The organism is Luteibacter sp. P4_E6 (assembly GCF_056401535.1).
On sequence record NZ_JBFUJE010000377.1, the window covers coordinates 1 to 3,831 of the forward strand.

The 3,831-nt window shown below is 62.2% G+C and carries 4 protein-coding genes and 1 pseudogene; 4 read left to right on the plus strand and 1 reads right to left on the minus strand.

Features of this window, described 5'->3' with window-relative positions; all coding sequences use genetic code 11:
- The first annotated feature begins 257 nt into the window (after positions 1-257).
- A complete protein-coding gene (locus tag AC1DT2_RS17500) occupies positions 258-1,031 on the plus strand; it encodes a hypothetical protein (protein WP_477297733.1) in 774 nt (257 codons plus the stop codon).
- Here AC1DT2_RS17500 and AC1DT2_RS17505 read toward each other — a convergent pair.
- The gene (locus tag AC1DT2_RS17505; RefSeq protein ID WP_477297734.1) at positions 1,013-1,936 is read right to left on the minus strand and encodes a LysR family transcriptional regulator; all 924 of its coding nucleotides are present in this window, start codon (positions 1,934-1,936) and stop codon (positions 1,013-1,015) included. The two genes, AC1DT2_RS17500 and AC1DT2_RS17505, sit on opposite strands and share 19 nt — an antisense overlap.
- A 98-nt stretch (positions 1,937-2,034) precedes the next feature.
- Between AC1DT2_RS17505 and AC1DT2_RS17510 the strand changes: the two genes are divergently transcribed.
- The 3 genes and pseudogenes from AC1DT2_RS17510 to AC1DT2_RS17520 form a co-directional block, all read left to right on the plus strand.
- Positions 2,035-2,463, plus strand: coding sequence for a DMT family transporter (locus tag AC1DT2_RS17510; protein ID WP_477297736.1), 429 nt, complete (start codon positions 2,035-2,037; stop codon positions 2,461-2,463).
- Between the two features lie 23 nt (positions 2,464-2,486).
- A complete protein-coding gene (locus AC1DT2_RS17515; RefSeq protein WP_477297737.1) occupies positions 2,487-2,969 on the plus strand; it encodes a DMT family transporter in 483 nt (160 codons plus the stop codon).
- Positions 2,970-3,250: 281 nt separating this feature from the next.
- Positions 3,251-3,550 (plus strand): annotated as a pseudogene (locus AC1DT2_RS17520) (response regulator); the annotation flags it as partial.
- Positions 3,551-3,831 lie beyond the last annotated feature (281 nt).

The window sequence follows — 3,831 nt, forward strand, 5'->3', positions numbered from 1 at the left end:
AAGCGATGGTTGTCCGCGAGGCGTTTGAGTCGACGACGCGGGCAACGGTTAGGACCGTATCAAATCAACTTACGGTTGTCTGTAGGCGTGCAAGAACGACGTCGTCCTCATTGCGCAGTACACGTCAGCGACTGCATTCGTTTCCAGAGTATGGACGCCTCGATTCCGCAAGCTTGTGCGATCTGTTCGTACGTTTACACCGTTCTCCTGAGATATTTCTGCAGGTAGACTCTCGCGGAATCACGGAGAGATACACGATGCGTCAGTCACGCCGAAGCGGTTTTCTGGATAGCGTCAGCGCGAGCGTCCTCACCCTTCTGTTGTGCCTCGGTGCGCCAGCGCTCAAGGCGCAGGATGCGCAAGAGCCGACCGCAACACCGAGTAACGAACAGCTCGCCAGCACGAGATGCATCTCGGGCATGGAGAAATTCGTGCCGGGTGATTATTTCTATTGCCTTGCCACCCAGAGCTACGGCGAGAACAAGCACCGCTACGCGGATAAGTTCTTCAAGGAAGCGGCTAGCTGGGCCAGCAAGCCTGCGCAATATGTCCTCGGCGTCATGGCTCTCAACGGAGACCAGCAACCGGTCAATCGACCACTCGCCCTGGCCTGGTTCGCGTTGGCATCGGAGCGGCATACGCCCCGGTTCCAGGCTCCTTACGACGAGCTGAAGGCTCAGTTGAGCCCTGCGGAGATCGCGAAGTCGGATGACTATTTCGCCTCGCTGAAGAAGACCTACGCCGATGCCGTCGCCGCGCCGCGCGCTGAAGAGCGCTACCGTGATGGCGTCCGCCGTTTGGTCGGCCCGGCAGCGACCGGTACGTATTGCATGGCCGGTGTGAGGGACGCGAGCGCCAATGGTGGCTCAGGAAGCATGGACGCCAGCGCGATCAGCGCCTTGGCCGCCTCGTGTCCTCCTTCGGCCGTCGTCGTCAAGTTCGTCGACAGCAAAGCGGCTGATGTGTTCGAGGACTGGAGTGGGCATGTCAGCGTGGGTGCCATCGATCCGGTTCAGACGCGATCCCAGTAGGGCGGAGTGCCGATGTGTTCGAGCAGGAAGTCCCTCACGACCCTTACCTTTCTCGATCGCGATCGATTTTCCGGGGACACCAGGTGAATGCCGGGTGGCTCCGCTTCTACCGAGCCCTCCCAGTCGGGCAGTATTTTCACCAGGCGGCCCTTCCTGAAGCTGCCTGGCTGAAACAGCCACGTCGGGAACAGCACGATTCCCAATGACGCTTCCGCGGCGGAGACGAGCGTTTCCGCGTTGTTGCTCTGGAAGCTGCCGTTGACGTCGAACCCTTCGTATCGCGTATCGCCCGGTTTGCGGAAATACCAACGCTGCGCGCCCCTGTAGCCGCGATACACCAGACAGTTGTGCCGGGCGAGGTCGACGGGGGCCCCAGGCACCCCGTGGGCGTCCAGATAGTCCTTGCTCGCGCAAATGATGTAGCGCTGCGGTCCCACGTCGCGGGCGATCAGGCCAGAACTCTCAAGGTGTCCGACACGAACCGTGATGTCGGCTCCTTCCTGCACCGGATCGATGAAGGCGTCGGTGAGGGTGAGCTGGACCGATAGGTCGGGATACGCCTTCAGGAGCTCGTTCACGACCGGCGCGATGTGCAAGCGACCCAGGGCGACCGGGGCATTGATCCGCACCAGGCCTTTCGGACTGGCGTCCTTATCGGCCGCCTGTTCCGCCGCCATGTCCAGCAGATCGAGGGCTTCCCGCACCGTGAGGTAATAGCGCTCACCCGCGTCGGTGAGACGCACGGCCCGGGTATGCCGGTAAAGCAGTTGCTGGCCCACCTCTTTTTCCAGGGCCGCGATATGCCGGGAGACGGACGAGGCGGGAACCCGGAAGTGGCGCGCGGTCGCGATGAAACTGCCCGTCGCCGCGACCATGGCGAAGTAGCGTAAGGAGTTGAGCTGCATCGAGTTGTCCTGCAGGCAATGATGTATTCAAGTTTGGCCTAATTGTTCCCAGATGGGCACTGCTTCACCTTTGCCCATGTCTTGGTGGAACTCAACGCATGAAACACATCTGGTTAATCCCGCTGGTCGTCGCTGCTGGAATGGGGTTGTCGGTCGAGGCGGGCCTCCTGGGCCCCCTGGGCGAAGAGGTCGGCCACGCCTGGGCCGTCGTCGGCATCTTCGCCCTGGGCTCCTTGCTGCTGACCTTCGGCCTCGTCTTCGGTCGCCCGCGTCTCGCGCTGATGTTCTCGCAGCCGCGCTGGTTGCTCACCGGTGGCGTGCTCGGCCCTATCTACGTTGCAGCGCTCACTATCGCCACCCCGTTCGTCGGCGTGGGCCTGACGATGGTCGGCATCCTGTTCGGCCAGGTTGCCGCCAGTCTGGTCATCGATCACTTCAGCTGGCTGGGCAGTGCCAGGCGTGAGGTCGACGGCTATCGCATGACTGCTCTGATCGCCATCCTCGTCGCCCTCTGGCTGATCCATTAAGGCCGATCCATTAAGGACCTCCCATGCTTATTCTCATGATCGTGCTGGTGGTCGCCAGTGGCGCCATCCTGTGCGCGCAGTCGGCCATCAACGGCCGCCTCGGTTCGCACGTGGGCGTGCTCGAAAGCGCCTGGCTGACTTTCACCCTGGGCGCCATGCTCAGCTTCCTGTACGCCTTCCTGTTTGAACCCCAGCACGCGCTGACGCTGTTAACGGCACCGCGTTGGCAGGTGACCGGTGCGTTCTTCGGCGTGGTGTACATGCTGGTCATCGTGTTTGCGATGCCTCGCGTTGGCACGGCTGCCGCCACGGTGTCGGTGATCAGTGGCCAGCTTCTGATGAGCCTTCTGATCGACAACTTTGGCTGGTTGAACAACCCGGTCATCCCGCTGAGCGGTTCGCGCTATGTGGCCATGATCCTGCTCGCCGTGGCGCTCGTGTTGATTTACCGCAGTAACGCCCGGCAGGGTGCGCAGGCCATGGCCACTGAACGGAGCGAAGCATGAGCATTCCGACCCTGAGGGACGTTGACCACATCGGCTTTACCGTGCCTTCGATCGCGCGACCCATCGTGAGGCTATCGGGTACCCCCTCTCGTGGTAGGCGGACGCGTTGGCAATGACCGCTCATCACGGCCAGGCGAGCGCGAGGTAGAGCCCCGCAAGGTCGTACTCGGAACGGCAGGGAGTTCACGCCGCGCCACGGCGCAGAGGCAAAAGCTTGGGAAAAGCCTTTCCGGGGATCATCCTGTCTTCGTCCCCCCCGATACCGAGCCCGCACCCCCGCCATGCACCTCCTCCTGTTGGAAGACGACGCCGAGCTGGGCGAAGCGATCAAGCACGCGCTCGAGCAGCAATCCTACGCGGTGACCTGGCTTACCGACGGCCGCCACGGCGCGGCGGCACTGGCTGATGGCTCGGTCGACCTGGTGTTGCTCGACCTGGGTCTGCCGGGCAAGGATGGCCTGGAAGTCCTGCTGGAAGCCCGGCGGGCGGGGGTGAAGACGCCGATCCTGGTGATGACGGCGCGGGACGCCCCGGAGGCCCGGATCAAGGGTCTCGACCTGGGCGCCGACGATTATCGGATCGACCTACCTGGCGGCGGGAGCGACCGGCACGACGATGGGATGGCCGCCGTGCAGTTCAAAAGTAACTACCACCACCGAATAGCAACCGCGCACTCAGTGTGACCGTGTCTTCAAGTTGTAACAATTCAGCCATAGAAGCGTAAAGCTCTTCACTCATCCTTCGCGACGTTGGCTTGGCTTGAGGAATTTCGCATAGAAACACCTCAGTCGGGGCACAGGGGACTACACAACCATACTCAGCGGAGACATTCCAATGCGTTCCAAGTTGCTCACGGTGGCCA